Source organism: Pseudomonas machongensis (assembly GCF_034961125.1).
In the GTDB taxonomy this organism is placed as follows: domain Bacteria; phylum Pseudomonadota; class Gammaproteobacteria; order Pseudomonadales; family Pseudomonadaceae; genus Aquipseudomonas; species Aquipseudomonas machongensis.
In genome coordinates, this window is record NZ_JAYFUI010000085.1 from 12,375 (window position 1) to 39,104 (window position 26,730).

Genomic DNA, 26,730 nt, shown 5'->3' on the forward strand with positions numbered 1-26,730 from the left:
CAATCACTCCTTGTCATCAAACGACACCAGCAGCCGCCAGTCGGGCCTGGTCGTCGGCCGAGAAACCCAGCTCCTCAAGGATCGCCGCGCTGTGCTGCCCCAATCCCGGCACCGGGTCCATGCGCGGGGTAAAGGCGGCATTGCGCCCTGGCGGCAGCAACGACGGCAGCTTTCCAGCCGGGCTGTCGACCTCGCGCCAGCAGTCCCGGGCCTTGAGCTGCGGATGCTGCCAGACGCCCTGCATGTCGTTGACCCGGGCGTTGGCGATCTGCGCGTCTTCGAGACGTGCCACCACCTCATCCAGCGACAGTTCGACGAAGCCGTCGATGATGATCTGGCGCAGCACCTCGCGGTTCTCCGAGCGCCGGAAGTTCGCGGAGAAACGCGCATCGCTGGCCAGCGCCGGGTCGAGCAGAACCTTTTCACAGAACAACTGCCATTCCCGCTCGTTCTGCAAACCGAGCATGATGGTGCCGCCACCGCCGGTGGGGAACGGCCCGTACGGATAGATGGTCGAGTGCGACGCGCCGGCCCGTGGTGGTGGCGGCGCGCCGTTGTAGGCGTAGTACATCGGATAGCCCATCCATTCCACCAGGCTCTCCAGCATCGATACGTCGATGCGGCTGCCGACGCCGGTCTTGTCACGCAGCAGCAGCGCCGACAGCACGCCGGTATAGGCATACATACCGGCAGCGATATCAGCGACCGAGCATCCGGCCTTGGCCATCTGCTCATCACCCGGCCCGCCGGTCACCGAGAGAAAGCCGCCCTCGCTCTGGATCAGCAGGTCGTAGGCCTTCTTCTTCTCGTACGGGCCACCTTCGCCGTAGCCGGAAATATCACAGACGATCAGCCGCGGAAAACGCGCGTGCAGGGCCTCGAACGACAAGCCCATGCGCGCCGCCGCACCCGGCGCGAGGTTCTGCACCAGCACGTCGGCCTTGGCCAGCAGCGCCAGGAGGATGTCGTCGGCCTCGTCCTGCTTGAGGTCCAGGGTCAGGCTCTGCTTGGAGCGGTTGGTCCAGACGAAGTGCGAGGCCAGGCCGTCGACACGCTGGTCGTAGCCACGGGCGAAGTCGCCGCTGCCGGGGCGCTCGATCTTGATCACGCGTGCGCCCAGGTCCGCGAGTTGGCGGGTGCAGAACGGCGCGGCGATGGCATGTTCCAGGCTGACGACAGTGATGCCGTCCAAGGGGCGGGGAGCGGATTGGGTCATGGCAAATTCCTGTTCGGTGTTCAATGCAGGTCCGCCAGCGACTGCGCGTCACGCAGTTGCCAGACGCGCTCGATCAGCGCACGGCCCTCGGCCTCGCTGCGCTGCCCGGCATAGGCCAGCAGGCGCTGGAACTTGGCCTCCAGCTCCGGGCGCGACAGGGTATTGCCGGGGTCGCCCTTGGGTTCGTCGATGGCCGCACTGAACTGCCGACCATCGACGCAGCGCACCTCGACCCGGCCCAGCCAGCGCGCCGGGTAGGCGCCGTCCACTTCGGGGTCCAGTTGCATACGCACCTTGTCGCGGAACGCGGCGATGCGCGGGTCCGTCAGTGCCAGGTCGCGGAACTCCAGCAACTGCGCGCTGCCGTGCACGGCGATCAGGCCCAGCACCGTGCCCATGGAGAACTTGGCCTGGTGCACGGTGCTCGGCGTGGTCACCCGCCCCAGCACATCGATGGCGCCCTGGTGCACGCGGGTGATGACTTCAGCGATCTGCTCATGGCCCAGCCCCTCGCGCTGCATCAGGTGCAGCAGCGCATCAGCCGCCGGGTGGGTGTGGCGGCACGAGGCGTGGAACTTGAACGAGGTTTCCGCCAGCGCCCAGCGCGTGCCGAGCCGGTCGGAGAGCCGCGCAGGGTCGGCATCACTGGACATACCTGCAGCCATGCCCTGGTCACCTTCGAGGATGTTGCGCGCCCCGCTCAGGCCATCGGCGGTGAGGTAGGCGGCAAGCAGACCGTCGGCGGCGGCCTTGGCAGTGTGCAGTTGCTTGGAATCGGCGGCGTCGCGCAGAAACTCCCACAGCCCTGCAGCCTGGGTACCGGCGCTGCCGAGCAGGTTGATGAACTGCTCCTGGTTGAAGTCCAGCAGCTTGCCCACGCCCACAGCGGCAGCCAGAGTGCCGACCGTGGCGGTGGTGTGGAAGATCCGATAGTGCGAGCGGCCAAGGAATTCGCCGATGCGAATGCCGGCCTCGTAGCCAGCCACCGAGGCCAGCAGCAGGTCCTGGCCGGACTTGCCCAGGTCTTGCGCGGCCGCCAGCACGGCGGAGAACACCACGGTGGCCGGGTGCAGCACGGAGCTGTTGTGCAGGTCGTCCTGCTCGACCAGATGCGAGGCGGCGCCGTTGACCAGCGCGGCGAAATAGGGCGAGGTGCGCCGGCCATTGGTCAGCACCCGCGCACGGCCTGACGAGGGCCCCATGCGCTCGGCGTAACGCTCGAACAGCGGGATCGGGTGCGATCCCTGGCTGGCCAGGGCCGAGCCGAGCCAGTCGAGGAACAGGTCTTCGGTGCGGTCCAGCACGCTGCTGGGGATGGCGTCATAGCGCAGGTCGGCCAGGAAGCTAGCCAGGGCTTGGGTATCACGCATGGTCGGCTCCTCAGAAGCTGCGCGGCAGCTCGAGCAGGTGCTCGGCCACGTACGACAGGATCAGGTTGGTGGAGATCGGCGCCACCTGGTACAGGCGGGTTTCGCGGAACTTGCGCTCGACGTCGTATTCGTTGGCAAAGCCGAAGCCGCCGTGGGTCTGCAGGCAGGCATTGGCCGCCTCCCACGAGGCCTTGGCGGCCAGGTACTTGGCCATGTTCGCCGCCGCCCCGGCGTTGGCGCCGCTGTCGTATTCGGCGCAGGCGCGCCAGCGCATCAGGTCGGCGGCCTCGATCTCGATATGGGCTTCGGCGATGGGGAACTGCACGCCCTGGTTCTGCCCGATCGGGCGACCGAACACCACGCGGTCGCGGGCGTACTGGCTGGCCTTTTCGACGAACCAGCGACCATCACCGATGCACTCGGCGGCAATCAGCGTGCGTTCGGCATTCAGGCCGTCGAGGATGTAGCGGAAACCCTTGCCCTCTTCGCCTATCAGGCTGCTGGCCGGGATTTCCAGGTTGTCGAAGAACAGCTCGTTGGTCTCGTGGTTGACCATGTTGGCGATCGGCTGCACGGTCAGGCCGTTGCCGATCGCTTCACGCAGGTCGACCAGGAAAATCGACATGCCTTCGGATTTCTTCTTCACCTCCGGCAGCGGCGTGGTGCGCGCCAGCAGGATCATCAGGTCCGAATGCTGCACGCGCGAGATCCACACTTTCTGCCCATTGATCACGTACTTGTCGCCCTGGCGCACGGCAGTGGTCTTGATCTTGGTGGTGTCGGTGCCGGTGGTCGGCTCGGTAACGCCCATCGACTGCAAGCGCAGCTCGCCACTGGCAAGCTTGGGCAGGTAGAACCGCTTCTGCTCGTCGCTGCCGTTTCGCAGCAAGGTGAACATGTTGTACATCTGCCCGTGGATGGTGCCCGAGTTGCCGCCGCAGCGGTTGACCTCCTCGAGAATCACCGACGCCTCGGCCAGGCCCAGGCCTGATCCGCCGTACTCCTCGGGGATCATCGCCGACAGCCAGCCGGCATCGGTCATGGCCTTGACGAAGGCTTCCGGAAAACTTTTTTCTTCATCGATCCGGCGCCAGTATTCGGCGGGGAATTCGGCGCACAGGGCGCGCACGCCCTCGCGGATGGCATTGAGGTCATCGCTGTCGTAGCTGTGCATGTGTGGACTCTCTGCGAAGGCTTGAGGAAGTCAGTCGAAGGTCACTTCGGCACTCTGTGCGGTGCCGTCGGCGTTACCGGCCCACAGGCGCGCCTTGCCAGGTGCCTCGATGCAGCCACTGACCTGGAACGCTGCTGGCAGGGTCAGCGGCCGCACACCGCGGTAGGCGAAGTGGCGCACGGGCTTGTCGGGGTGGGCCCGCACGAAGGCGCGCAGGTTGAGGGTGGCGATCATCGGGCCATGCACCACCAGGCCGGGGTAGCCTTCGGTCTCGGTGACGTAGGGGTGGTCGTAGTGGATGCGGTGGCCGTTGAAGGTGATGGCCGAGTAGCGGAACAACAAAGTCGGCGTCGGGGTGATGGTTTCGCTCCATTCGCCCGCCTCGCTGGGTGTGCCGCTGCCGCTCTTGGGCGGGTTGGGCTCGCGGTAGACGATGTCCTGCTCCTCGCGGATGCACAGGCGGCCGTCCTGGGAGTAGTCGTGGCGCACGGTGACGAACAGCAGTGCGCCGGTGCGTCCGTGCTTTTCCTCGATGTGCAGGATAGTCGACAGGCGGTGGGCTTCACCGCCGACTTTCAGTGGCGCGATGAACTCGACCCGCCCGCCAGCCCACATGCGGTTGCGGTTGTCGGCCGGTGGCAGGAAGCCGCCACGGGCAGGATGACCGTCGCTGCCCAGTTGCGACTCTGGCAGCGGCTCCTGGAAGAAGCACCAGGTCCACAGGTGCGGCAGCGCGTCGCCATGGCCTGGCGCGGCCTCGCCGAAGGTCGCGGCAATGCGCTTGACCAGGTTGCGGCTGAGCACATCCCAGGCCTCTTCGGTGCGGCCGATCCAGGCGCTGAAGTCGGTGGGCGAAGTCGAAGCAGTCATGAGCATGGGCCTCTGCATTTGTTGTTATGGGCCGATCATGCGAGGCGCCCGGCATTCTGTGAATTTGCATTTGCGTAAACCAGCGTTCATAAATGCCGAACGCCTCTGCTACGACAGGACTCCCCCATGCACTTCGACCTGGCTGACTTGCGGCTCTTCATCCACATCGGCGAATCGCCGAGCCTCACCCAAGGTGCGCGCCGTGCGTTTCTCTCCCCCGCCGCAGCCAGCGCGCGGATCAAGGCCCTCGAGGCGCAGCTCGACACCCGCCTGCTGTACCGCGACAGCCGTGGCGTGGAGCTGACGCCCGCCGGTCAGAAACTGCTGACCCATGCGCGCCTGATCATGCGTCAGGTGGAGTACCTCAAGGCCGAGTTCACCCAGTTCGGCACCGATTCGGCCGGGCACATCCGCATCTTCGCCAACACCACTGCGGTGACCGAGTTCCTGCCCGAAGTGCTGGCCGGGTTTCTCGCCCAGCGGCCGGGTGTGACGGTCGATCTGCAGGAGCGGCTGTCACGCGATATCGTGCGCGGGGTGCTCGATGGCAGCAGCGATATGGGCATCATCGCAGGGCCCGTGGAGGCGGCCGGGCTTCAGGTGATGCGCTTCAGCACCGACCGGCTGGTGCTGATCGTGCCGGCCGGTCACGAGCTGGCGGGCCGCAAGCAGGTGACGCTCAAGCAGACCCTGGCCTACCAGCACATCGGCCTGCATGACGGCAGCACCTTGCTGACCTTCTTGCGCGATCACGTCGAGCGTATTGGCCAGAGCCTGGCGCTGCGGATCCAGATGTCGAGCTTCGAGGCGATCTGCCGGATGGTCGAGGCCGGCGTGGGGATCGGGATCATCCCCGAGTCTTCGGCGATCCGGCACAGCCACACCATGAACCTGGTGACCATCGAGCTGGACGAGCCGTGGGCAGTACGTGAGCGCAGCATCCTGGTGCGCGAGCTGGATGCGTTACCGGGCACGGTACGGGCGTTGATCGCGACCTTGATGCCGCAAGCGGATGGCACCGACGCTGACGGTGTTCGCGGGTGACCCTGTGCGATTGGACTGACCTTTGGATTTTGAACAAGACAGTTGCCTTCACAGCTGCGGGGGGCTTTTGTGGGAGCGGGCTTGCCCGCGAAAAGGACACCGCGCTGCCTGGCACGGGCTACGCCCGTGTTCGCGGGCAAGCCCGCTCCTACAGGGATTGGGCAGGCGTTGGGGTCTTGAACAAGACAGTTGCTCCACCAAGGCCCATCAGGATCGCACACCCAACTGCCCCAGCGTGCGCCGCGCCTGGGCTGCTTCCATGCAGACATACAGCCGGTCGGTCAGCGCCTGCAGATCGACGCGCCGCCCGTCCACCACCGGCGTGCACACCCACAACTTCACCCGCAAGCCACCGGCCACTGGCCACGCATCCGGCGCCACCAGTGACTTGAAGCAGGCCGGTGCGAGCTGCGGTGCACGGCTGATGGCTGCCAGCGAAAACACCAGCGTCATGCTCAGATGACGCTGGTAAATTTCGAACCCATCGAAACAGTACAAGGGCGTCGGCGCGTGCGAGTTGGCGAACAGCACAGAGTCGTCAGTCACACTCAACACACACTTGCCATGTCGGCGGCGCAGCCCCTCGGCGAGCGCCAGCCCAGCCATGCCGGCAACCAGCAGCAGCACGCCAGGTCCCCACAGCAACCAGTGCCCGGATTGCATCTGCCACTGCGCAGGCAAACTGGCCAGCCAGCCGCCGACCAACACCAGCGAAAACGCCAGCAACGCACAGGCCAGCGCCTTGCCACGCGAGGATTCGTGCAGCGCCCATGGCTTGCAGGACTCCTCCGCGTGAGCCCTGAGCCAGGCCAGCAAGGTTTCCCGGTCGGTGTCAGCCATGAACCTGCAGGGCATCCAGTTGCTGCTGTGCACAGGCAGCGTCGCGGTAGGCACCCAGCAGCGCGGCGATTTCATCGCAGCCCAGCTTGCGCCCACCGGTCATCAGCCCGGCAGAGTGGATGCGTACATGCGGCTCGGGCTTGTTCAGCGCCATGGCCTGGTTGCCGAATACCTGCAACCTCGCCACATGGTGCGTGGGCAGATGGGCGTGAGAATCGAGCGTGAGTTTCTGCAGGGTCAGCAGCCCTTCGTCCTTGACCAGGATGTCCTGCACCTCGGCCATTTCGATCGGCGCATCGAGCGTATCGACGAACAGCTGGCGACGGGTCAGGCGCATGAACACCTGCTTGCCCGCGTCCCGGTGCTGCCAGGTGACGAGCAGGGAAAACACGACCAGGAAGCCAGCGCATACCGTCAGCCCGGTTCGCCCCATGTTGATGGCCATCGCCAGCATGCCCAGCGATACCAGCAACATGATCGGGCCCCACAGCTTGTAGCGTCGGGAGTTGGTGAATTCGGTCTGCTCCGGAACTCGCTCGATCATCAGGCGCAGTTCGGCGATCACGCGGTCGCGCTGGGCCGCTCGGGATTGGCCGTACTCATCGGGAGAAAGGGAGGGATCAGGGTGTTGTGGCGTGGTCATGGCTTACTCGTTACGGGCATTGAGGTAATCGGTCAGGAACGCCTGGGCGTTACCCTGTTCGGACAGGGCCTGCGAGTAGCCGATCTTCAGCGCCTGGGCTTCGCCCGGCAGGTACAGTTCGCTGGCGCTCCAGCTGTCCGAACCCTGGATCACCAGTGCAGCGAACTTTTGGCCGTCGACCGTGGTGTAGTAGCGGGTCAGCTTGTCGGTCTTCTCGACGTTCATCTTCTGGATGCGCATGTTCCAGTCGTGGTCGACGCCCTCGACCTGCACCAGCGCCTCGTTGGCGCTGCGCTCACCGATACGCAGGGTCCAGACCTTCACGCCCTGCTCGCCGGCATAGGCCACGACCTTTTCGGCCACCGATGGACGCTCCTCGGCCTGGGCCATGGCGCCCACAAGCGCCAGCGCTGCGACCATGCCGGCCGCCCATCTGCGATGGATCGACATACTGCTTGCTCCTCGAAATTCTGGGGCCTTGTATTGAAAGGGGCATGGGCCAGCCTGCCAACCGGCCTGGCCGCTGCGCACAACAAACAGGCCGTCGCGCACAATGGCTGACGTCCGAGGCGTGTTCGCGTTAACATTCCGCCACCCGCCACGACACCCTATGGACAGGCTTGGCAGATGGAACGCTGGACCCCTTACCTGGACATGCAGTTCAGCTTCGACCGCCCAGGCTCGCTGGCCCAGGCGGGCGTCCTCGACAGCGCCGCCAGCCACGTCATGGGCAGTGCGATCGGTCATTACCGCGCCCACACCGTGCGTGCACACCTGCAGTACTTCGACTGCGACCTGCAATTTCCCGAGCCGCTGCGCATCCACAAGGTGTTGCCCGACAGCCTGTGCCTGGTGCACATGCTCAGCGGCCAATGGCAGCACCGGGTCGACGGCCAGCTCAACCACTACCTCACCGGCAAGACCTATGCGCTGGGCCTGAGCGAGCACATGGAAGCCTTCGACCAGTTGCCCGCCGACAGCCACGCGCGCATGGCCGGGCTGCGCGTTGGTGCCGACTATCTGCGCGAACTGGCCGAGGAAGATCCGCACCTGCAATCCTTGATCGGGTTGCTCGACGACGGCATGAAATTCACCGATTTCGAACGCTGCCCGGCGCTGGGTCGCCTGCTACAGCAGCTCTACCATTCGCCCTACCACGGCACGCTCAAGCGCCTGCATCAGGAAAGCCTGAGCCTGGCCGTGCTGGTGGAGCTGGCCACGCACCTCGGCAACCGCCCGCTGGCGCCTGCGCCGACGGTTCGCGGCCAGCGCGACCTGGCCCATGAGGCGCGACGCCTGCTCGACCTGAACCTGGTCGACCCGCCCGGCAGCCTGGCGCTGGCCCGACAGCTAGGGGTGGGCGAAACCACCCTGCGCCGCGCCTTCGCCAAGGTGTTCGGCCAGTCGATGCTGCAGTACCTGCGCCAGCAGCGCATGGAGCTGGCCCGCACGTTGTTGCTGCAACGCAAATGGCAGGTGGCACAGATCGCCTATCGCCTGGGCTATGCCAACCCGGCTAATTTCAGCAACGCCTACAAGGCCTACCACGGGCATCCGCCGGGTATGGAGTGATCGCCTGCGCTGTGAAAGCTGTGAAAGCTGTGAGCTGTTGTGAATCGTTGTGAAGCCTCACAATACTAGCCAATTGCCCATGCTACCGTCCGGAGCCGTCATCAAGACGACCCCTTCATTTCCGTTTCGGGAGCAGCGCCAATGTCTACCATCACCCCCGCTGGTAGCGGGTCCAACACTCCAAAAGCCTCGAGCTCGGCCTTCGACAACCGCCTGGACACCGCCAAGTCGAGCCAGGTGATCGCCGATTACATGCGCCAGACCGGCAAGTCGGCCATCACCAAGGATGAACTCGACAAGCTGGCCGACAACAAGTCCGGCAACGTGCCGGCCAATGTGTCGGATGCGGCGAAATACATGCAGCGCCACCCGGATGTGTTCACTGCCATCGAAACCCATGACGTACCCGGCGCCGACAACCTGTCCGGGGTATGGAACTTCGATTGGGCGGCCAAGGGCGGCCTGGCCGGCACGCCGACCGACGCCATCGCCAAGATGCAGGACACCTTCGACCTGGCGATCGAGAAGTCGGCGAAGATCACTGAAGTGACCACAGGCAAGAAAGCCGAGCTGGATGCGACCAAGCAGCGGCCGAGCAACTGATTAAAGGCGGTATGCAGGTTCTCCTCTGCTGCCGCTCAGTACCTTGTGGGGGCAACTGTGTTATTCAAACTCTAAAGGCCAGCCCTGTGGGAGCGGGCTTGCCCGCGAAGCAGACTCCGCGGTGGACGGCCAGGGCTTCGCCCTGGTTCGCGGGCAAGCCCCGCTCCCACAAGGTCAACACTGTCACCGCTGCGCACGGGTCATGTGCATCACCAGCTTGAAACGGTCGCGCGGGTAGACCGTCTCCGACACCGAGATGATCTCGCCATCCTGGTCGCGGTACTGGCGAATGATGTTCAGCCCCAGATCCCCGCTGGGCGCCTTCAGGCTCGCACTGAGCTCCGCAGTGAGCTGCACCGGGCTCACTTCCTGATCCACCGCCTCGATGCTCTTGGCAAACGCCTTGCCGATCAGGGCAGCGATCAGCTCGCCCGGATGGGCCTCGGCCTCGGACACCACGTCGGCGAAGCGCTGCTCGGCATATACATCCGTCCAGCACAGCGGATAACGATGCTCGCCACTCTCGACCTTGATGCTCGACACGCAGAAATAATGCCCCCCTGGCGTCAGCCCAAGTCGTCTGGCCAGCGCGATGTCCGCCACGAAATGGCGCACCCCCTGGATCTCCCGCACATGCGATTCGGCCACCTGAACCAGGTCGGTGATCGAATCGATCGCTTGTGAGTAACCGCTGCGCGGCGCTGCCGCCTCGACCCGGGTGCCGACCTTCCGTCGCCTCGACACCATCCCCTGACCCTGCAACTGATCGATCGCCGCACGCACGGTGTGCCGCCCTACGCCATACAGGTCGCACAGCTCAAGCTCGGTGGGCAGCAGCGAGCCGACCGGGTGATCGCCCCGGGCAATCTTGTCGGTGAGGTCTCTGGCGATATCGGTGTAGCGGCCGCGGGTGCTCATTCAAGGCTCATGTTCACGGAAGGCGAAGGCTTGACAGTGTATCAAATGTGGCAGACCATTTTGTTCGGATATATTAATTAAGTTCGACTAAAAACGAACAAATACCGAACAAAAAGGATCCGCCATGTCCACCACCGTCTTCGACTCCTCCCTGTTCCGCGACATGTTCGGCACCGCCGAAATGCGCGGAGTGTTCTCCGACCAGGCGCTGATCGAGCGTTACATCGAAGTCGAGGTCGCCCTGGCCCGTGCCGAGGCGCGCTGTGGCGTGATCCCCGCCGCCGCTGCCGAGCAGATCGCCGCCAAGGCCACCTACGCCTCGCTCGACCTGGCGCTGATGCAGCACGAGACCGAGATCGTCGGCTACCCGATCCTGCCTCTGGTCGAACAACTGTCGAAGACCTGCGGCGAAGCCGGGCGCTACCTGCACTGGGGCGCCACCACCCAGGACATCATGGACACCGCCGTGGTGCTGCAGGTGCGCGCCGCACTGGCCATCGTCGAGCGCGACATCCTCGCCGTGCGCGGCCTGCTCGCCGGGCTCGCACAGCGCTATCGCGACACCCCCATGGCCGGCCGCACCCACCTGCAGCATGCCCTGCCGATCACCTTCGGCTACAAGTGCGCGGTGTGGCTGAGCATGTTCGACCGCCATGCCGAGCGCCTGGTCGAGTTGCGTCCACGGGTTGAAGTGGGCCAGTTCGCTGGCGCCGCGGGCACCCTCGCCTCCCTCGGCGACAAAGGCCTGGAAGTGCAGGAGGCGCTGATGGCCGAGCTTAGCCTGAACGTGCCGCAGGCCACCTGGCACGTGGCCCGCGATGGCCTGGCCGAGGCCCTTAACTTCCTGGGGTTGGTCACCGGTTCGCTGGGCAAGGTCGCGCTGGACGTGATGATGATGATGACCAGCGAGCTGGGCGAGGCCTACGAGCCCTTCGTCAAAGGGCGTGGCGCCAGCAGCACCATGCCGCAGAAGCGCAACCCGATCTCCTGCGAACTGATGTACGCCGCCGCCAAGGGTGTACGCCAGCAAGCCGGACTGATGCTCGATGCGATGATCCAGGACTTCGAACGCTCCACCGGCCCCTGGCAGGCCGAGTGGATCGCCATTCCCGAAGCGTTCGCCCTCACCGCCGCCTCGCTGGGCCAGGCGAAATTCATGCTTGCCGGCCTTGAAGTGCGCACCGAACGCATGCGCCAGAACCTCGACATGACCCGCGGCCTGATCGTTGCCGAGGCGGTAATGATGGGCCTCGCGCCGGAGCTGGGCCGCCAGGTGGCCCACGATGTGGTGTACGCCGCCTGCCGCGTGGCCAACGACGAGAACGTCAGCCTGCTCGATGCGCTGCTGCGCGATGCCGAGGTCAGCGCCCGCCTGCCGCGCGCCGAGCTCGAGCGCCTGACCGACCCGGCCAACTACCTGGGCCTGGCACCGCAGATGGTCGACCGCGCCCTGGAGCGCCCCGGCCGCGTGCCACGTTGATGCAAGACGCGGGCTCACCCGGGCCCGCGGGGTTTTCTCGACAACGACAACAATGAGAATTCGACCATGTCATCTGCACCCGCAAAACCGTTCTACCGCGACCTGACCTTCCAGGTCGTCGCTGCCATGCTGATCGGCATCGCCTTCGGCTTCATCGCCCCGGAGCTTGCGGCCAAGTTCAAGATCCTCGGCGACATCTTTCTCAAGCTGATCAAGACCGCCGTGGCGCCACTGGTGTTCTTCACCGTGGTCCACGGCATCGCCTCGGCCGGTGATATCCGCCGCGTCGGCAAGGTCGGCATCCGCGCGCTGATCTACTTCGAGGTGGTCTCCACCCTCGCCCTGGCCATCGGCCTTGGCTGGGGCAACCTGATCGACATCGGCTCGGGAATGCACGATGCCCACCCCAACAGCGCCACCTCGGCGGCCGCAGCGGCAGCCGTTGCCAAGGGCCACGCGCCGCAATCGACCCTGGACTTCATCTACGGCATCTTTCCTGACAACTTCGTCGGGGCCTTCGCCGGTGGTCAACTGCTGCAAGTGCTGGTGATCTCGGTGCTGTTCGGCTTCGCCCTGCTGGCCCTCAAGGCCGAGCGCCGGGCAGTGGTCGAGGACGGGCTGAACCGCGTCTCGGAGTGTTTTTTCGAGTTCATCAACCTGATCATGAAACTCGCCCCGCTGGGCGCCTTCGGCTCGGTCGCCTACGCCGTGGGCAGCAATGGCACCGCGGTGCTGATGTCGCTGGCCAACCTGGTGCTGATGTTCTACGTCGCGGTGCTGTTCTTCATCTTCGTGGTGCTGGGCGCGGTGTGCCGGATCAGCGGGTTCAGCCTGTGGCGCTTCCTCACCTACATCAAGGATGAAGTGTTCATCGTGCTGGGCACCGCCTCGTCGGAAAGCGCCCTGCCGCGCCTGCTGCAAAAGCTCGAGAAGTTCGGCTGCTCCAAGCAGAGCGTGGGGCTGGTGCTGCCCACCGGCTATGCCTTCAACCTCGATGGCACCTCGATCTACATGTCGCTGTGCGTGCTGTTCATCGCCAACGCCTATGGCGTGCCGCTGAGCTGGGAGCAGCAACTGGGCATCATCGCCATCATGCTGGTGACCTCCAAGGGCGCGGCGGCCGTGTCCGGCGGCAGCTTCGTGGTGTTCGCCGCCACCGTGACCGCCATCGGCCACCTGCCGGTCGAGGGCCTGGCATTGCTGTTCGGCGTGTACCGCTTCATGTCCATGGCCATCGCCACCTGCAACACCATCGGCAACAGCATCGCTACCGTGGTGGTCGCCAAATGGTCGGGCGAATTCTCCGAGCAGCAGGCCCAGGGCGAGTACCAGCGAGTGCTCGGGCGCAGCGCTGCGGCGCCACTCTGAGCCATGGAGAACGACATGCAGAACGTTCGTATCGAACACGACGCCTTCGGCCCGGTGCAGATCCCCGAAGACAAGTACTGGGGTGCCCAGACCCAACGCGCCATCGGCGTGTTCGGTGCCGGCCGCGAGCAGTTCCCGCCGGTCCTGCTACACGCCTTCGGCCAGCAGAAACTGGCCAGCGCCCGTGCCAACCGCCGCCTGGGCGCGCTGGATGCGGGGCTGGCCAAGGTGATCGAGCAGGCCGCGCAAGAACTCGCCGATGGCCACTTCGACCGCCATTTCCCGCTGACGCTGTGGCAGACCGGCTCTGGCACCCAGACCAACATGAACGCCAACGAGGTGATCGCCAACCGTGCCAACCAGTTGCTCGGGCAGCCGCTGGGCACCAAGGCGCCGGTGCACCCGAACGATCACGTCAATGCTTCGCAGTCGTCCAACGACACCTTCCCGACGGTGATGCACCTGGCCACCCGCCTTGCCCTCGGTCGCGACCTGCTGCCGGCGCTTGCTCACCTGCACGCCGAGCTGCAGGCCAAGGCCCGACAGTGGCATGACGTGCTGAAGATCGGCCGTACCCACCTGATGGACGCGGTACCGATGACCATGGGCCAGGCCTTCGCCAGTTTCGCCGCGCAGATCGCCCACGGCATCGAGCGCGTGCAAGGCTGCCTGCCACGGCTCGACAGCCTGCCCCAGGGCGGCACGGCGGTAGGGACCGGGCTCAACACGCCGCCAGGCTTTGCCGAGGCTTTTTGCGAAGAGCTGTCGCTGATCACCCAGACCCGCTTCACCGCCAACCCGTGCAAGTTCGAGGGCATGGGCACCCACGATGTGTTCGTCGAGGTGTCGGGGGTGCTGAACGTGCTGGCAGTGTCGTTGACCAAGCTGGCCAATGACATCCGGCTGCTCAGCTCCGGTCCGCGCTGCGGGCTGGGTGAGATGGTGGTGCCTGATGATGGGCTGACGTCTTCGATCATGCCCGGCAAGCGTAATCCGACCATCGCCGAGGTCCTGGCCCAGGCCTGCATGCAGGTGATGGGCAACCACACCACGGTATCGGTGGCCGGGGCCTCGAGCCTGTTCGAGTTGAACGTCGCCAAACCGGTGATCATCCACAACGTGCTGCAGTCGATCAGCGTGCTGGCCGAGAGCGTGACGATCTTCACCGACAAGCTGCTGGCAGGGCTGGAGGTGAATCACGCGGTGCTCGCGCGCAATGTGGAAGGCTCGCTGCTGCTGGCCACGGCCTTGAACCCGGTGCTGGGTTACGACCAGGTGGCGCGCATTACCCGCAAGGCGGCAGACGAGGGGCTGACGCCCAAGGAAGCGGCGGTGGCGCTGGGGCTGTTGACGGCGCAGGAGTACGACGCGTACGTCAGGCCGCAGGAGATGGTGGGAGGCTGAGGTGCGGGGCAAGCCCGCACCCTGTAGGAGCGGGCTTGCCCCGCGATGAATTCACCACGGTGTATCGGCCAGGGCTTCGCCCTGGTTCGCGGGTGAACCCGCTCCCACAGGTTCATCACTGCTTTCGACAACGGCGCGTTGCCACACCCACAGTAAACCGCAGGCTTTGAGAACAGCGATGAACCCAACGCCGATCAGTGCTTGATCATCACATGCCGAATGGCCGTGTAATCCTCCAGCCCATACATCGACATGTCCTTGCCATACCCGGACAACTTCACCCCGCCATGGGGCATCTCGCTGACCAGCATGAAATGGGTGTTCACCCAGGTGCAGCCATACTGCAAGCGCGCCGCCAGCCGCTGCGCGCGGCCAACGTCCTGGGTCCACACCGACGACGCCAGCCCATAGTCCGAGTCGTTGGCCCACTCCAACGCCTGGGCCTCGTCGCTGAACTCGGTCACCGACACCACCGGCCCGAAGATCTCGCGCCGCACCACTTCATCGTCCTGCTGCGCGCCCGCCAATACCGTCGGCTCGAAGAAGAACCCCGCCCGGTCGGCGCGCTTGCCGCCAGTGGTGACCTGGATATGCGGCACCTGCCGCGCCCGCTCGACGAAACCGCTGACGCGCTCCAGGTGCTGCTGGGTGATCAACGGTCCCAGTTCGGTCTCGGGATCGTCCTGCTCGCCAAGGCGGATGCTCGCCACCGCCGCCGTGAGCTTGTCGACGAAGGCCTGGTACACACCCTTCTGCACATACAGCCGGCAGGCCGCCGTGCAGTCCTGCCCGGCGTTGTAGAAGCCGAACGCCCGGATCCCTTCGACTGCGGCATCGATGTCGGCATCGTCGAAGACGATCACCGGCGCCTTGCCGCCCAACTCCATGTGCATGCGCTTCACGGTATCGGCGGTGCCGGCGATGATGCGGCTGCCGGTGGCCACGGAGCCGGTCAGCGAGACCATGCGCACCTTGGGATGGGTAGTCAGCGGCTCGCCCACGCTCGGGCCTCGGCCGAACACCAGGTTGACCACTCCCGCCGGGAAGATGCCCGCCATCAGCTCGCCCAGACGCAGGGCCGTCAGCGGCGTCTGCTCGGACGGCTTGAGCACCACGGTATTGCCCGCGGCCAAGGCCGGGCCAAGCTTCCAGGCGGCCATCATCAACGGGTAGTTCCATGGTGCGATCGAAGCCACGACACCCACCGGATCGCGGCGGATCATCGAGGTGTGCCCCGGCAGGTACTCACCCGCCGCCGAGCCCTGCAGCACACGGCTGGCGCCGGCGAAGAAGCGGAACACATCGGCCACTGCCGGCAGTTCGTCGTTCAGCGCAGCCTGGTAGGGTTTGCCACAGTTGTTCGACTCCAGCCGCGCCAGCTCTTCGGCGTGCGCATCGATGGCATCGGCCAGCTTGAGCAACAGCAGCGAGCGATCCTTGGGGGCGGTCTGGGACCAGCCTTCGAACGCCGCGTCGGCTGCGCGCACGGCGATGTCGACCTGGGCCGGCGTGGCTTCGGCAATTTCCACCAGGGTGGTGCCGAGCGCCGGGTTGAGCACGGCGAGCGACTCGCCTTCACCGGCGACCAGTTGGCCGTTGATCAGCAGTTTGGTTTGCATGAAGCGCTCCTTTTCTCAGGTTCTTGTTCGCGTGTTCACTTGCCGCTGCCGGCAACGCCTTCGCCACCTTTGGTCAGGTAGTAGGCGCCCAGGATCGGTAGCATGGTCACCAGCATGACCAGCATCGCCACCACATTGGTCACCGGCACATCGCGCGGGCGACCGAGCTGATTGAGCAGCCAGATCGGCAAGGTGCGTTCGTGGCCAGCGGTGAAGGTGGTGACGATGATCTCGTCGAACGACAGGGCGAACGCCAGCATGCCGCCAGCCAGCAGCGCCGAGCCGAGGTTGGGCAGGATCACGTAGCGGAAGGTCTGCCAGCCGTCGGCGCCCAGGTCCATCGAGGCTTCGATCAGGCTGTGCGAGGTGCGCCTGAAGCGGGCGATGACGTTGTTGTAGACGATCACCACGCAAAAGGTCGCGTGCCCGACGACGATGGTCATGAAGCCGGGCTCGATGCCCAGGGTCTTGAATGCCGACAGCAGCGCGATGCCGGTGATGATGCCGGGCAAGGCGATCGGCAGGATCAGCATCAGCGAGATGCTTTCCTTGCCGAAGAAATCACGCCGGTACAACGCAGCCGCGGCCAACGTGCCCAGCACCATGGCGATCAGCGTGGCCAGGGCGGCGATCTTCACCGACAGGGTCACGGCATCGAGCACGTCCTGGCGGGCGAAGGCCACACTGAACCAGTGCAAGGTGAAACCCTGCGGCGGAAAGCTGAACGCGGCCTCTTCGGTGTTGAAGGCGTACAGGAAGATGATCAGGATCGGGAAGTGCAGGAACACCAGCCCTCCCCAGGCCGCAAGCTTCAGCCCCCAGGACGCTTTTTCAGAGTGCATCGAAGGCCCCCAGGCGTTTGACGATGGACAGGTAGACGGCGATCAGCACGATCGGCACCAGGGTGAAGGCCGCGGCCATGGGCATGTTGCCGATGGCGCCCTGCTGGGCGTAGACCATGCCGCCGATGAAGTAGCCCGGTGGCCCGACCAGCGACGGCACGATGAAGTCGCCGAGGGTGAGGCTGAAGGTGAAGATCGAGCCCGCGGCGATGCCGGGCACCGACAGCGGCAGGATCACCTGCATGAAGGTCTGGCGCGGTTGCGCCCCGAGGTCGGCCGAGGCCTGCAGCAGCGACGGCGGCAGGCGCTCCAGCGAGGCCTGGATCGGCAGGATCATGAACGGCAGCCAGATGTAGACGAACACCAGGAAGCGCCCCAGGTTCGAGGTCGACAAGGTATTGCCGCCCACCCCGGGCACGCCCAGCAGCAGGTTCAGCAACGGCTCCAGGCCCAGGTGCTGGACGAACCACATGGCCACCCCGCCCTTGGCCAGCAGCAGGGTCCAGGCATAGGCCTTGACGATGTAGCTGGCCCACATCGGCAGCATCACCGCGATGTAGAAGAACGCCTTGGTCTTGCCGCTGGTGTAGCGCGCCATGTAGTAGGCGATAGGAAACGCCAGCGCAGCACTGGCGATGGACACCGCCACGGCCATCAGCACGGTGCGCTGGATGATGTCGAAGTTGGCCGGGGTGAACAGCGCGGCGAAGTTGGCCCAGGTCAGGCTCGGCGTCACCGTCATGGTGAAATCGTCGAAGGTGTAGAAGCCCTGCCACAACAACGTCAGCAACGAGCCCAGGTAGATCGCGCCGAACCACAGCAGCGGCGGCACCAGCAGCAGCGACAGGTACAGCGTCGGCTTGCGGTACAGCAGGTTGGACAGCCCGCGCAGGGCGCCGTGGCGGACTACCGGCGCCATGGCATCGAGGGTCACGCTCATCTCACACGCCCTCGCTCAGCGCCACCATGGCCTCGCGCGCCCAGCGGGCGGTGACGCGCTGGCCCGGCTGGTGGCTGGCCGGGCCGTCGCCCCACTGGCTGTTGGCCTGGCTCAGGCTCAGGTGCTGGCCATTGTCCAGGCGGATCTCATAGCGCGTTGCGGCGCCCTGGTACTGGATATCGTGCAGCAGGCCGCTGACCTCCACGTCGCTGGCTCCCCGTTCGCCCAAGGCGAAGCGAATGTGCTCGGGGCGAATGGAGAACGGCCGGGCATCACCGATCAGTTGGCTGGCGAGTTCGCCACGCAACACGTTGGAGGTGCCGACGAATTCGGCGACAAAGGCGGTGGCCGGTTTCATGTACAGGTTGCGTGGGGTGTCGACCTGCTCGATGCGCCCTTTGTTGAATACCGCGACGCGGTCAGACATCGACAGCGCTTCGCTCTGGTCGTGGGTGACGAAGATGAAGGTAATACCCAGTTGGCGTTGCAGGCGCTTGAGTTCGCCCTGCATCTGCTCGCGCAGCTTGAGGTCGAGCGCCCCCAGCGGCTCGTCGAGCAGCAGCACCCGCGGTCGGTTGACCAGCGCTCGGGCCAGGGCCACGCGCTGGCGTTGCCCGCCGGAAAGCTGTACCGGCTTGCGCGTGCCATAGCCGCCGAGGGCGACCATCTCCAGCGCCTGCTCGGCGCGCTGCAAGCGCTCGGTGCGGGCCACGCCCTTGACCTTCAGGCCATAGGCGACGTTGTCCAGCACGTTCATGTGCGGGAACAGCGCATAGTCCTGGAACACCGTGTTGACGTCACGCTGGTAGGGCGGCAGGCCGGCGGCTTCCAGGCCATGGATGCGGATGGAGCCTGCGCTGGGCTGCTCGAAACCTGCGATCAGGCGCAGGCAGGTGGTCTTGCCCGAGCCCGAGGGGCCGAGCATGGAAAAGAATTCGCCGTCCTGGATGTCGATCGACACCTGGTCGACGGCCTTCACCTCGCCGAACTGACGGGAGACCTGGGTGAACTGGACGGCTGGGGGCATGGTGGAGGCTCCGGGGTGAAGGGTGGTTTTGTGGTGTCGCTGCCGGCCTCATCGCGGGACAAGCCCGCTCCCACAGGGCTGCAAAGTATCCTGTGGGAGCGGGCTTGCCCCGCGATGAGGCCGGCCCAGGCAAGCGCCCGGCCTAGCGCCCGCCCATGATCGCGATGTAGTCCTGGGTCCAGCGGCTATAGGGCACGAACTTGCCACCCTCGGCCTGCGGGGTCTTCCAGAAGGCGATCTTGTCGAACTGGTCGAAGCCGTTGGTCTTGCAGCCCTCGGCGCCCAGCAATTCGCTGGCCTTGCAGCCCTGCGGCACCGCTGGCAACGAACCGAACCAGGCCGCCACGTCACCCTGCACCTTGTCCTGCAGCGACCAGTCCATCCACTTGTAGGCGCAGTTGGGATGCTTGGCCTCGACATGCAGCATGGTGGTGTCGGCCCACCCGGTGACGCCCTCCTTCGGGAATACCGTAGCGATCGGCTGGCCCTCGGCCTTGAGCGCGTTGGCCTGGTAAGGCCAGGCACTGGACGCGGCGACGCCTTCGTTCTTGAAGTCGCTCATCTGCACCGTGGTGTCGTGCCAGTAACGGTGGATCAAGGCGTGCTGCTTGCGCAGCAGGTCGAGCACGGCGGCGTACTGCTTTTCATCGAGTTGGTACGGGTCGCTGATGCCCAGCGCCGGCTGGGTCGCCTTGAGGTAGAGCGCGGCGTCAGCAATGTAGATCGGGCCGTCGTAGGCCTGCACACGGCCCTTGTTCGGCTTGCCGTCGGGCAGGTTCTCGGCCTCGAATACGGCTTTCCAGCTATCCGGTGCGGCGGGGAACACCTTGGTGTTGTACATCAGCAGGTTCGGGCCCCACTGGTAGGGCGTGCCGTAGGTCTTGCCATCGACGGTGTACCAGGGGGCGTCGTGCAGGCGCGGGTCGAGGTTCTTCCAGTTGGGGATCAGTTTCGGGTCGATCGGCTGTACACGCTTGCCATAGATCAACCGCAGCGAGGCATCGCCCGAAGCGGTGACCAGGTCGTAGCCACCCTTGGCCATCAGGCTGACCATCTCGTCGGAGGTGGCAGCGGTCTTGACGTTGACCTTGCAACCCGTGTCCTGCTCGAACTTGCTGACCCAGTCATAGGCCTTGTCCGACTCGCCACGTTCGATATAACCCGGCCAGGCGACGATATCGAGCTGGCCCTCGCCCTTGCCGACTTCCTTCAGGGCTTCGGCGGCCTGGAGGCTGCCACTGGCCAGGAGCGCGGTGGCGAGCCCGCTGAGCAACGCTGTCTTGTACATCGTTCATCTCCCAAATTGTTCTTTCTATTGTCGGGGCAGTATCAAGCGAACAACGTCCCTGGCGGCGCCAGCGGATTCTTGTGTCAGTCGAGCAGCTCGCCGTGACGCGCCATGATGTGGCGCACCACGCTGTAGTCCTGCAGCGAGTCGCTAGAGAGGTCCTTGCCGTAGCCGGAGCGCTTGAGCCCGCCATGGGGCATCTCGCTGGCCAGCATGAAATGGGTGTTGATCCAGGTGCAGCCGTATTGCAGGCGGTTGGCGATCTGGAAGGCCTTGTCGAGGTTCTGCGTCCACACCGAGGAGGCCAGGCCGTATTCGGAGTCGTTGGCCCAGTCCAGCGCCTGGGACAGGTGTTCGAAGCGGGTCACGGTGACCACCGGCCCGAACACTTCGCGCTGGACGATCTCGTCCTGCTGGCGGCAGCCGGCCAGCAGCGTCGGCTGGTAGTAGAAGCCGGGGCCCGAATGCACCGCGGCACCGGTCACCCGCTCGATGTGCGGCTGGCCCAGGGCGCGCTCGACGAAGCTGGCCACGCGGTCGCGCTGACGGGCGCTGATCAGTGGGCCGATCTCGTTGTCGGCGTCTTTCTTGCGGGCGAAGCGGATATTGCCCACCGCGTCGCCCAGTGCGGCCACCAGCCGGTCGTGGATGCCGGCCTGGGCGTAGATGCGGCAGGCGGCGGTGCAGTCTTGCCCGGCGTTGTAGTAACCATGGGTGCGAATGCCCTGCACCACGGCCTCCAGGTCGGCATCGTCGCAGACGATCACCGGGGCCTTGCCGCCGAGTTCCAGGTGGGTGCGCTTGAGCGTGCGCGACGCGGCCTGCAGGATCTTCTGGCCGGTGACGATATCGCCGGTCAGCGACACCATGCGCACCTTGGGGTGGCCGACCAGATGGCTGCCGACCGCCTCGCCGCCACCGCAGACGATGTTCAGTACGCCAGGCGGCAGGATATCGACCAGCAGCGGCGCCAGAGCCAGGATCGACAGCGGCGTGTGTTCGGACGGCTTGAACACCACAGTGTTGCCTGCGGCCAGGGCGGGGGCGATCTTCCACGCCGCCATCATCAGTGGGTAGTTCCACGGCGCGATCGACGCCACCACGCCAACCGGGTCGCGGCGCACCATGCTGGTGTGCCCGGCGACGTACTCGCCAGTGAGCTGCCCCTGCTGACAGCGCACGGCCCCGGCAAAGAAGCGGAACACGTCGGCAGTGGCGGGAATATCGTCCTGGCGCGCCAGGTGCAAGGGCTTGCCGCAGTTCAGCGCCTCGAGACGGGCGAGCAGGTCGGCATTGGCGTCGATGGCGTCGGCAATGGCGAGCAAGGTGGCAGCGCGTTGTGCAGGGGTCGTGCGCGACCAGCCGGCAAAGGCGCGCTGGGCCGCCTGTACCGCGCGCTCAAGTTGTTCGAGGGAGGCTTCGCCGACACTCAGCACCAACTCGCCGGTCGCCGGGTTGACGATGGGCTCGACCAGCCCTTCCCCGGCAACCAGGTGGCCATCGATCAACTGCGCGCTGTACAGCGGAAGACTGGTGGGCATTTTCGGACTTCTTCTTTTTTTCGTGTCGTCGTGCATGGCGCCTCCGCTGTGGGTCGGGCGCGTCCACTAGAAACGAGACTAGGGCCCGACAGGCAGCTTCACAAATTCTAAATATAGAAAGTCTCGTTCGGTTAAATCGATACCTTGCGCTGGCTGCCCTTCCCCCTGGCCAATGTCAGGAACGGGTCCACCAGTGGCGTGCGCGCCGTGCCCCGGCGCCAGGCCAGGCCCACGTCGAGGGTCTCGTTGAGGTCGGCCAGCGGGCGTGCTTCGATGATGTCGCCTTCCAGCGACCACGGGCGGTAGGTCATGTCGGCCTGGATAGACAGCCCGAGCCCTGCCGCCACCAGACTGCGCACCGCCTCCACCGACGCGGTGCGCAAGGTGACCTTGGGCGTAAGCCCGGCACGGCTCCAGATGCGCTGGGTGTGCAGACCCATTTCATCGGCGTTGAGCTGGATCAGCGGCTCGCCCGCGACATCGGCCAGGCTGATGCTGTCGCGCTCGAGCAGCGGATGGCGCGGCGGCAGCCACAGGCGGTGTGGCGAGTGGGTGAGCACTTCGGTCTGCAGGGCGTGGCGATCTTCGAGATTGGACAGGATCAGCACGCCGACATCGATCTCGCCGGCCACCAGCAGATGCTCGATGTAGGGACGCTCGTCCTCCACCACGCGGGTTTGGACGTTGGGGTAGGCGTGCTGGAAACGGGTGATCAGGTCGGCCAGGTAATAGCCGGCGACCAGGCTGGTGACACCGATGGTGAGCAGGCCATCGACCTGGTCGGTGCTCTGCTGCAGGCTGCGCTTGGCGTTTTCCACGGTGGCCAGGATCAGGTGCGCCTGGCGCAGGAACTGGTGGCCCTGGTGGGTCAGGCTCATGCCTTTGGCGTGGCGGGTGAACAGGGTCACGCCGATCTCGTCTTCCAGTTGCTGGATTGCCTGGGTGAGGGTCGACTGGGAGATGAACACCGCCTGCGCGGCGGCGGAGATCGAGCCGGTTTCGGCGACAGCGATGAAGTGGCGAATCTGGCGCAGGGTCATCATGCGGAAAAACACCTGTTGTTTCTTCCGCAGTATGGTTTATCGAATGGGGAGCTGGGCGTTCTTTTTTATCGAACAGAGTTGAGGACAGTGTTGGCCTGTTCGCGAGTAAACCCGCTCCCACAGCAACCCCTGCAGGAGCGAGTTTACCCGCGAAAAGGTCGGGCCTGGGGGAACTACCCGGCAGTCTTGAAGAAGCCCATCCGGCTGCCCAGCGCGTCCGCCAGCTCCAGCAGCTCCTGGCTGTCCCCGGCCAGGCGCGTGGAACCTGCGTGGGCATCACGCGAGGAGGCGTGGATGCGGTTGATGTCCTGGCTGAGCATGCTCGCCGCCACATCCTGCTGCGACGAAGCCGCGGCGATCTGGTTGTTCATCTGGCTGATCGCCGCCACCTCGCGACGGATCTCGTTCAGCGAACGCTGCGCGACCTGGGTACGCTCCACCGTGCCCTGCGCCAGCTCGCGGCTGTCGCCGACGATCTGCGCAGTCTTGCCGGCACCCTCCTGCAGCTTGCCGATCATGCCGCGGATCTCGCGAGTCGATTCCTGGGTGCGGTTGGCCAGCGAGCGCACCTCGTCGGCGACCACCGCGAAGCCCCGGCCGAACTCGCCGGCACGCGCCGCCTCGATCGCGGCATTGAGCGCCAGCAGGTTGGTGCGCTCGGCGATGGAGTTGATCACCTCGATGATGCTCTCGATGGCCTGGCTGTCAGAGGCAACCTGCAACACCGCCTCGGTGGCCGACTCCAGCACCTGAGCCAGTTCGTGCATGGAGCTGGCGGTGCCTTCGACCACGGTCTTGCCAGCATCCACTTCCTGGTCGGCTGCCTCGGAGGCCCGTGCGGCCGCGGCGGCGTAACCGGCGATCTCGTTGATCGCGGCCACCAGTTGCGACACGGCGCTGGCCATGTGCTGAGTGTCGTCGCTCTGCTGCTGCATGCGCCCCTGGTTGGCGGCGGCGCCCTGGCTCATGCGGCTGGACGAGGCGACCAGGTCGGTCGCCACCTGGTTGACCTGGGCGATGATCTCGGTGAGGTGACGGTTGGTGGTGCCCAGCGCGCCCATCACGCTGTCCGGATGCTGGCTGCGTACGCTCTGGTCGATCTCGCCACGGGCCAGGCCACGCAGCAGTTGCGCCACTTCCTCGGGCTCGGCGCCCAGGGTCGAGCGAATGCTGCGGATGATCAGCAGCGAGGCGGCGACGCTGAGCAGCGCAGCCAGGGCCGCGGCCCAGAGCATCAACCCGGCAAAGCCCGAAGCGCTGTCACGCACGATGCCGATGTCGCGCACCACATCCTTTTCCTGCAGGTCGATGAAGGCGTTGATGCTGCGCAGCCATTCCTTGTACGCCGGCGCGACCTGGGCCAGCAACAGCGCCTGTGCCTGCTCGAAGTCGCCCTTGTGGCGCAGCTCCAGCAACTGTGCGGTGGCGGCCTGAGCGGTACGCTCGATGCCCTGGATCTGCTGCTGCAGGCGTTGCTCGTCGGCACCGGCCTTGGGCTCGCCGAGCATCTTGGCCAGCGGCACGGCGGAGGTCTGGTAGAAGTCGTCGAGGCGCTTGATGTCCTGGAGGAAGCCCGAAAGCTGGCCGTCATCGTGGGTCAGCACGGCATCGCGGATGGCGATGGCGCGGTCATGCACGCTGCCGCGCAGGTTGATCGCATAGCGCTGCTTGACCGTGGTGTTGCTGCTGACTTCGGTGAGCAACGCGTCGATCCCGCCCACCCGATGCACGCCGATGGCGGTGATGACCAGCATCAACCCAACGACCAATGCAAACCCCAGCGCCAACCTCATGGTGATGCTGATTCCTCTGAACATGGTGTCCTCCCCCGAGTGCATAAAAGCTTTTTGCCATCATTTTTTGCATGCTTTATACCCAGAGAATGTGAAGCCTTCTAATCGCGTTGATTGATAACGACCATGAAATTAAATCATCAGGTCGGCTGCGTGACTGGCACGGGGAGTGGCCGGTTCAGCAGCAGCCCGACCACCACGGCGAACACCAGCGCCGCCACCCCGGCACTCGTCAGCACCGCTTCGAAACCGCCGACGAAGGCTTGGCGTGCCAGCGGCGCGAGGGTGTCGCGCAGACTCGGATCGACCACCGCCAGCGCCGCCGGCAGATCGCCCGCCGCGACCCGGGTCGCCATGTCGCCGACCTTGTCCAGTTGCGCCGGCGCCACGCCCGACACCGCCTCACGCAACAACTGCCCACTGCGGCTGGCCAGAATCCCGCCCAGCACACCGATGGCCAGCACGATCGCGCCGAAGCGTGTGGTGGTGCTCAAGCCCGAGGCCATGCCGGTACGCTCGCGCGGTACGCAGGCCATGATGTTCTTCTGCGTATCGCCGTTGAGCAGCCCGGCCCCGGCGCCAAGCACCAGGCTGGCCAGGGCGAAGCGGGTATAACCGCCGTACGCGGCTGCGGCCGAACACAAGAGGTTGCCCAGCCCCACCAGCAGCAAGCCCAGGGCGAACACGCGCGCCGAGCCGAGCCGTGCCGACAGGCGCATGCCCAGGCGGGGTGTCAGCAGCATCGCCAGGGCGAACGGCAGCATGCCTGCACCTGCGGCCAGCGCTGGCAGTTGCAGGCCGTTCTGCAGGTACAGCGGCAGCAAGGTCATCATCACTTGGGCGCAGGCGGCATAGGCGAACATGCCGAGCAGAGCGCCGATGAAACGCCCGCTGCGCATCAGTTGCAGGTCGATCATCGGCCGCGACTGGTTGCGCTCGACCAACACGAAGAGGAAGAACAGGAACGCCGCGATCACCAGACGCCCGAGGGTGGGTGCGCTGTCCCAGCCGACGCGGTTGGCATCGATCAGCGCCCAGATCAGGTAGCCCAGCGCACCTGCGAAGGTCAGGCTGCCGAACGGATCCAGGCGCGCGGCAGCGCTGTCGCGCGATTCCTCGACACTGCGCCGGACCATGAACGCCAGCACCCCCACCAGTGGCAGGTTGATGTAGAAGATCCAGCGCCAGCCCAAGGTGCTGGCGATCAGGCCGCCAAGCAGCGGTGCGAAGGTGATGGTCGCGCCCATGCAAGCCCCCCAGAACGCCCAGGCGCGCAGACGCTCCTCGGGTTCGTGGAAGCGGTGACCGATGGCCGCCAGCGCGGCGGTGAGCAGCAACGCCGCACCAAGGCCCTTGGCGGCCCGGGCCAGGTCGAGGAACATCAGTGTCGGCGCGGCGCCGCAGGCCAGCGAGGCCAGGCCGAACAGGCCCAGGCCCAGTTGCAGCATGCGCCGTCGGCCGAAACGATCGGCCAGGCTGCCGGCCGGGAGCAGGGCTGCGGCGAAGGCCAACAGGTAGGCGCTGACCACCCATTCGATGTCGGCGAACGAGCCGGACAGGTCACGGGCGATGCTGGGCAGGCTGACCGCGACGATATTGGTGTCGAGGATGATCAGTGCGCACACCGCCGAGGCGGTGAACAGGGTGAAGCGGGCGGATGACATGACGGGGCTCTCGAAGGGGGGTGATCTTCAGGGCCTCATCGCGGGACAAGTCGCAGCGGCGAACCGCCGCTCCCACAGGTGCCCCGACGACTCCGAAACCTGCGGAACACCTGTGGGAGCAACTGTCTTGCTCAAAATCTAAAGACCAGCCCAATCCCCTGTGGGAGCGGGCTTGTCCCGCGATGAGGCCGGAACAGCCACCACAAGCCTGTCGGCCAAAATCGTTTCGCCGCAGGCCTTGCAGTGTTGCTACCACCCTACCCTTCCAGCGCCCAGCCCTTGTTAGCCAGGCGCCGCGTTGTCATTAGCCTGAAGCTAACGCACCACCACCGGCCTCCCGTCGTTCACGGCGCAACTCGCTGCCCAATTGCCGAGCCAACGCCACAAAATTCACCGCCTGCGGCGACGGGTTGTCCTGCCGGCACAGCAAGGTAATAGGCGCCGCCAGCCGTGGCCGGGCGTCGCGGATTG

At 65.6% G+C, this 26,730-nt stretch carries 23 protein-coding genes and 1 pseudogene; 6 read left to right on the forward strand and 18 right to left on the reverse strand.

Going from position 1 to position 26,730, the window contains the following annotated elements; genetic code table 11:
- Nucleotides 1-16: 16 nt before the first annotated feature.
- The 4 genes from VA602_RS09035 to VA602_RS09050 are packed head-to-tail and all read right to left on the reverse strand — an operon-like array spanning nt 17 to nt 4,630.
- A complete protein-coding gene (locus VA602_RS09035) occupies nt 17-1,216 on the reverse strand; it encodes a CaiB/BaiF CoA transferase family protein (protein ID WP_323453047.1) in 1,200 nt (399 codons plus the stop codon).
- Nucleotides 1,217-1,236: 20 nt separating this feature from the next.
- A complete protein-coding gene (locus VA602_RS09040) occupies nt 1,237-2,586 on the reverse strand; it encodes an MmgE/PrpD family protein (RefSeq protein WP_323453048.1) in 1,350 nt (449 codons plus the stop codon).
- Between the two features lie 10 nt (nt 2,587-2,596).
- Nucleotides 2,597-3,760, reverse strand: coding sequence for an acyl-CoA dehydrogenase family protein (locus tag VA602_RS09045; RefSeq protein WP_323453049.1), 1,164 nt, complete (start codon nt 3,758-3,760; stop codon nt 2,597-2,599).
- A gap of 30 nt (nt 3,761-3,790) precedes the next feature.
- Entirely contained in the window at nt 3,791-4,630 is an 840-nt protein-coding gene (locus VA602_RS09050; RefSeq protein ID WP_323453059.1) for an FAS1-like dehydratase domain-containing protein, read from the reverse strand.
- 126 nt (nt 4,631-4,756) lie between these two features.
- Here VA602_RS09050 and VA602_RS09055 point away from each other — a divergent pair, with 126 nt between their 5' ends.
- On the forward strand, nt 4,757-5,674 hold the full coding sequence (locus tag VA602_RS09055) for a LysR family transcriptional regulator (protein WP_112899206.1): 918 nt from the start codon (nt 4,757-4,759) through the stop codon (nt 5,672-5,674).
- A 207-nt stretch (nt 5,675-5,881) separates the two neighbouring features.
- Here VA602_RS09055 and VA602_RS09060 read toward each other — a convergent pair whose 3' ends face one another.
- Genes VA602_RS09060 through VA602_RS09070 form a run of 3 tightly spaced genes read right to left on the reverse strand, consistent with a single transcriptional unit; the run spans nt 5,882 to nt 7,607 of the window.
- A complete protein-coding gene (locus tag VA602_RS09060; protein WP_323453050.1) occupies nt 5,882-6,514 on the reverse strand; it encodes a hypothetical protein in 633 nt (210 codons plus the stop codon).
- Nucleotides 6,507-7,157 (reverse strand): hypothetical protein, encoded by a 651-nt coding sequence (locus VA602_RS09065; RefSeq protein WP_054895256.1) that lies wholly within the window; start codon nt 7,155-7,157, stop codon nt 6,507-6,509. The genes VA602_RS09060 and VA602_RS09065 overlap by 8 nt, the downstream gene beginning before the upstream one ends.
- 3 nt (nt 7,158-7,160) lie before the next feature.
- Nucleotides 7,161-7,607: a hypothetical protein gene (locus VA602_RS09070; RefSeq protein WP_323453051.1), complete on the reverse strand. Its 447-nt coding sequence runs from the start codon at nt 7,605-7,607 to the stop codon at nt 7,161-7,163.
- 177 nt (nt 7,608-7,784) lie between these two features.
- Here VA602_RS09070 and VA602_RS09075 point away from each other — a divergent pair, with 177 nt between their 5' ends.
- Together VA602_RS09075 and VA602_RS09080 are read left to right on the forward strand one after the other, a co-directional pair.
- The gene (locus VA602_RS09075) at nt 7,785-8,729 is read left to right on the forward strand and encodes a helix-turn-helix transcriptional regulator (RefSeq protein ID WP_125931386.1); all 945 of its coding nucleotides are present in this window, start codon (nt 7,785-7,787) and stop codon (nt 8,727-8,729) included.
- A 141-nt stretch (nt 8,730-8,870) separates the two neighbouring features.
- A complete protein-coding gene (locus tag VA602_RS09080; protein ID WP_054895259.1) occupies nt 8,871-9,332 on the forward strand; it encodes a hypothetical protein in 462 nt (153 codons plus the stop codon).
- Nucleotides 9,333-9,515: 183 nt separating this feature from the next.
- Here the strand turns inward: VA602_RS09080 and VA602_RS09085 are convergent, their stop codons facing one another.
- Entirely contained in the window at nt 9,516-10,250 is a 735-nt protein-coding gene (locus VA602_RS09085) for a GntR family transcriptional regulator (RefSeq protein WP_197893292.1), read from the reverse strand.
- Between the two features lie 124 nt (nt 10,251-10,374).
- Here VA602_RS09085 and VA602_RS09090 point away from each other — a divergent pair, with 124 nt between their 5' ends.
- From VA602_RS09090 to VA602_RS09100, 3 genes are all read left to right on the forward strand, one after another.
- Complete coding sequence (locus VA602_RS09090; protein ID WP_323453052.1) at nt 10,375-11,730, forward strand: class-II fumarase/aspartase family protein; 1,356 nt, start codon at nt 10,375-10,377, stop codon at nt 11,728-11,730.
- A gap of 66 nt (nt 11,731-11,796) precedes the next feature.
- Complete coding sequence (gene dctA, locus VA602_RS09095) at nt 11,797-13,098, forward strand: C4-dicarboxylate transporter DctA (RefSeq protein WP_054895262.1); 1,302 nt, start codon at nt 11,797-11,799, stop codon at nt 13,096-13,098.
- Between the two features lie 15 nt (nt 13,099-13,113).
- A complete protein-coding gene (locus VA602_RS09100) occupies nt 13,114-14,502 on the forward strand; it encodes a class II fumarate hydratase (protein WP_323453053.1) in 1,389 nt (462 codons plus the stop codon).
- 194 nt (nt 14,503-14,696) lie between these two features.
- Here VA602_RS09100 and VA602_RS09105 read toward each other — a convergent pair whose 3' ends face one another.
- From VA602_RS09105 to VA602_RS09145, 10 genes and pseudogenes are all read right to left on the reverse strand, one after another.
- Nucleotides 14,697-16,121: a gamma-aminobutyraldehyde dehydrogenase gene (locus VA602_RS09105; protein WP_323453054.1), complete on the reverse strand. Its 1,425-nt coding sequence runs from the start codon at nt 16,119-16,121 to the stop codon at nt 14,697-14,699.
- Nucleotides 16,122-16,156: 35 nt separating this feature from the next.
- Nucleotides 16,157-16,963 carry an ABC transporter permease gene (locus tag VA602_RS09110; RefSeq protein WP_063546171.1) on the reverse strand — a complete coding sequence of 269 codons (807 nt, stop codon included), beginning with the start codon at nt 16,961-16,963 and terminating at the stop codon, nt 16,157-16,159.
- Complete coding sequence (locus tag VA602_RS09115) at nt 16,953-17,903, reverse strand: ABC transporter permease (RefSeq protein ID WP_323453055.1); 951 nt, start codon at nt 17,901-17,903, stop codon at nt 16,953-16,955. The genes VA602_RS09110 and VA602_RS09115 overlap by 11 nt, the downstream gene beginning before the upstream one ends.
- A 1-nt stretch (nt 17,904) precedes the next feature.
- Nucleotides 17,905-18,930, reverse strand: coding sequence for an ABC transporter ATP-binding protein (locus VA602_RS09120; RefSeq protein WP_197893288.1), 1,026 nt, complete (start codon nt 18,928-18,930; stop codon nt 17,905-17,907).
- A 142-nt stretch (nt 18,931-19,072) separates the two neighbouring features.
- A complete protein-coding gene (gene ydcS, locus VA602_RS09125) occupies nt 19,073-20,218 on the reverse strand; it encodes a putative ABC transporter substrate-binding protein YdcS (RefSeq protein ID WP_054895268.1) in 1,146 nt (381 codons plus the stop codon).
- An 83-nt stretch (nt 20,219-20,301) separates the two neighbouring features.
- Nucleotides 20,302-21,759, reverse strand: a complete 1,458-nt coding sequence (locus VA602_RS09130; protein ID WP_323453056.1) for a gamma-aminobutyraldehyde dehydrogenase — start codon at nt 21,757-21,759, stop codon at nt 20,302-20,304.
- 131 nt (nt 21,760-21,890) lie between these two features.
- The gene (locus tag VA602_RS09135; protein WP_323453057.1) at nt 21,891-22,802 is read right to left on the reverse strand and encodes a LysR family transcriptional regulator; all 912 of its coding nucleotides are present in this window, start codon (nt 22,800-22,802) and stop codon (nt 21,891-21,893) included.
- A 173-nt stretch (nt 22,803-22,975) separates the two neighbouring features.
- Entirely contained in the window at nt 22,976-24,037 is a 1,062-nt protein-coding gene (locus VA602_RS26760; protein WP_371926312.1) for a methyl-accepting chemotaxis protein, read from the reverse strand.
- A 66-nt stretch (nt 24,038-24,103) separates the two neighbouring features.
- Nucleotides 24,104-24,640, reverse strand: a pseudogene (locus VA602_RS26765) (MCP four helix bundle domain-containing protein); the annotation flags it as partial.
- A gap of 95 nt (nt 24,641-24,735) precedes the next feature.
- The gene (locus VA602_RS09145; protein WP_323453058.1) at nt 24,736-26,259 is read right to left on the reverse strand and encodes an MFS transporter; all 1,524 of its coding nucleotides are present in this window, start codon (nt 26,257-26,259) and stop codon (nt 24,736-24,738) included.
- Nucleotides 26,260-26,730 lie beyond the last annotated feature (471 nt).

What these genes read in the sequence shown, in the direction of transcription:
- VA602_RS09035 (WP_323453047.1), bottom strand. Translation starts at nt 1,216, where the DNA reads ATGACCCAATCCGCTCCCCGCCCCTTGGACGGCATCACTGTCGTCAGC.
- VA602_RS09040 (WP_323453048.1), bottom strand. Translation starts at nt 2,586, where the DNA reads ATGCGTGATACCCAAGCCCTGGCTAGCTTCCTGGCCGACCTGCGCTAT.
- VA602_RS09045 (WP_323453049.1), bottom strand. Translation starts at nt 3,760, where the DNA reads ATGCACAGCTACGACAGCGATGACCTCAATGCCATCCGCGAGGGCGTG.
- VA602_RS09050 (WP_323453059.1), bottom strand. Translation starts at nt 4,630, where the DNA reads ATGACTGCTTCGACTTCGCCCACCGACTTCAGCGCCTGGATCGGCCGC.
- VA602_RS09055 (WP_112899206.1), top strand. Translation starts at nt 4,757, where the DNA reads ATGCACTTCGACCTGGCTGACTTGCGGCTCTTCATCCACATCGGCGAA.
- VA602_RS09060 (WP_323453050.1), bottom strand. Translation starts at nt 6,514, where the DNA reads ATGGCTGACACCGACCGGGAAACCTTGCTGGCCTGGCTCAGGGCTCAC.
- VA602_RS09065 (WP_054895256.1), bottom strand. Translation starts at nt 7,157, where the DNA reads ATGACCACGCCACAACACCCTGATCCCTCCCTTTCTCCCGATGAGTAC.
- VA602_RS09070 (WP_323453051.1), bottom strand. Translation starts at nt 7,607, where the DNA reads ATGTCGATCCATCGCAGATGGGCGGCCGGCATGGTCGCAGCGCTGGCG.
- VA602_RS09075 (WP_125931386.1), top strand. Translation starts at nt 7,785, where the DNA reads ATGGAACGCTGGACCCCTTACCTGGACATGCAGTTCAGCTTCGACCGC.
- VA602_RS09080 (WP_054895259.1), top strand. Translation starts at nt 8,871, where the DNA reads ATGTCTACCATCACCCCCGCTGGTAGCGGGTCCAACACTCCAAAAGCC.
- VA602_RS09085 (WP_197893292.1), bottom strand. Translation starts at nt 10,250, where the DNA reads ATGAGCACCCGCGGCCGCTACACCGATATCGCCAGAGACCTCACCGAC.
- VA602_RS09090 (WP_323453052.1), top strand. Translation starts at nt 10,375, where the DNA reads ATGTCCACCACCGTCTTCGACTCCTCCCTGTTCCGCGACATGTTCGGC.
- dctA (WP_054895262.1), top strand. Translation starts at nt 11,797, where the DNA reads ATGTCATCTGCACCCGCAAAACCGTTCTACCGCGACCTGACCTTCCAG.
- VA602_RS09100 (WP_323453053.1), top strand. Translation starts at nt 13,114, where the DNA reads ATGCAGAACGTTCGTATCGAACACGACGCCTTCGGCCCGGTGCAGATC.
- VA602_RS09105 (WP_323453054.1), bottom strand. Translation starts at nt 16,121, where the DNA reads ATGCAAACCAAACTGCTGATCAACGGCCAACTGGTCGCCGGTGAAGGC.
- VA602_RS09110 (WP_063546171.1), bottom strand. Translation starts at nt 16,963, where the DNA reads ATGCACTCTGAAAAAGCGTCCTGGGGGCTGAAGCTTGCGGCCTGGGGA.
- VA602_RS09115 (WP_323453055.1), bottom strand. Translation starts at nt 17,903, where the DNA reads ATGAGCGTGACCCTCGATGCCATGGCGCCGGTAGTCCGCCACGGCGCC.
- VA602_RS09120 (WP_197893288.1), bottom strand. Translation starts at nt 18,930, where the DNA reads ATGCCCCCAGCCGTCCAGTTCACCCAGGTCTCCCGTCAGTTCGGCGAG.
- ydcS (WP_054895268.1), bottom strand. Translation starts at nt 20,218, where the DNA reads ATGTACAAGACAGCGTTGCTCAGCGGGCTCGCCACCGCGCTCCTGGCC.
- VA602_RS09130 (WP_323453056.1), bottom strand. Translation starts at nt 21,759, where the DNA reads ATGCCCACCAGTCTTCCGCTGTACAGCGCGCAGTTGATCGATGGCCAC.
- VA602_RS09135 (WP_323453057.1), bottom strand. Translation starts at nt 22,802, where the DNA reads ATGATGACCCTGCGCCAGATTCGCCACTTCATCGCTGTCGCCGAAACC.
- VA602_RS26760 (WP_371926312.1), bottom strand. Translation starts at nt 24,037, where the DNA reads ATGCTCTGGGCCGCGGCCCTGGCTGCGCTGCTCAGCGTCGCCGCCTCG.
- VA602_RS09145 (WP_323453058.1), bottom strand. Translation starts at nt 26,259, where the DNA reads ATGTCATCCGCCCGCTTCACCCTGTTCACCGCCTCGGCGGTGTGCGCA.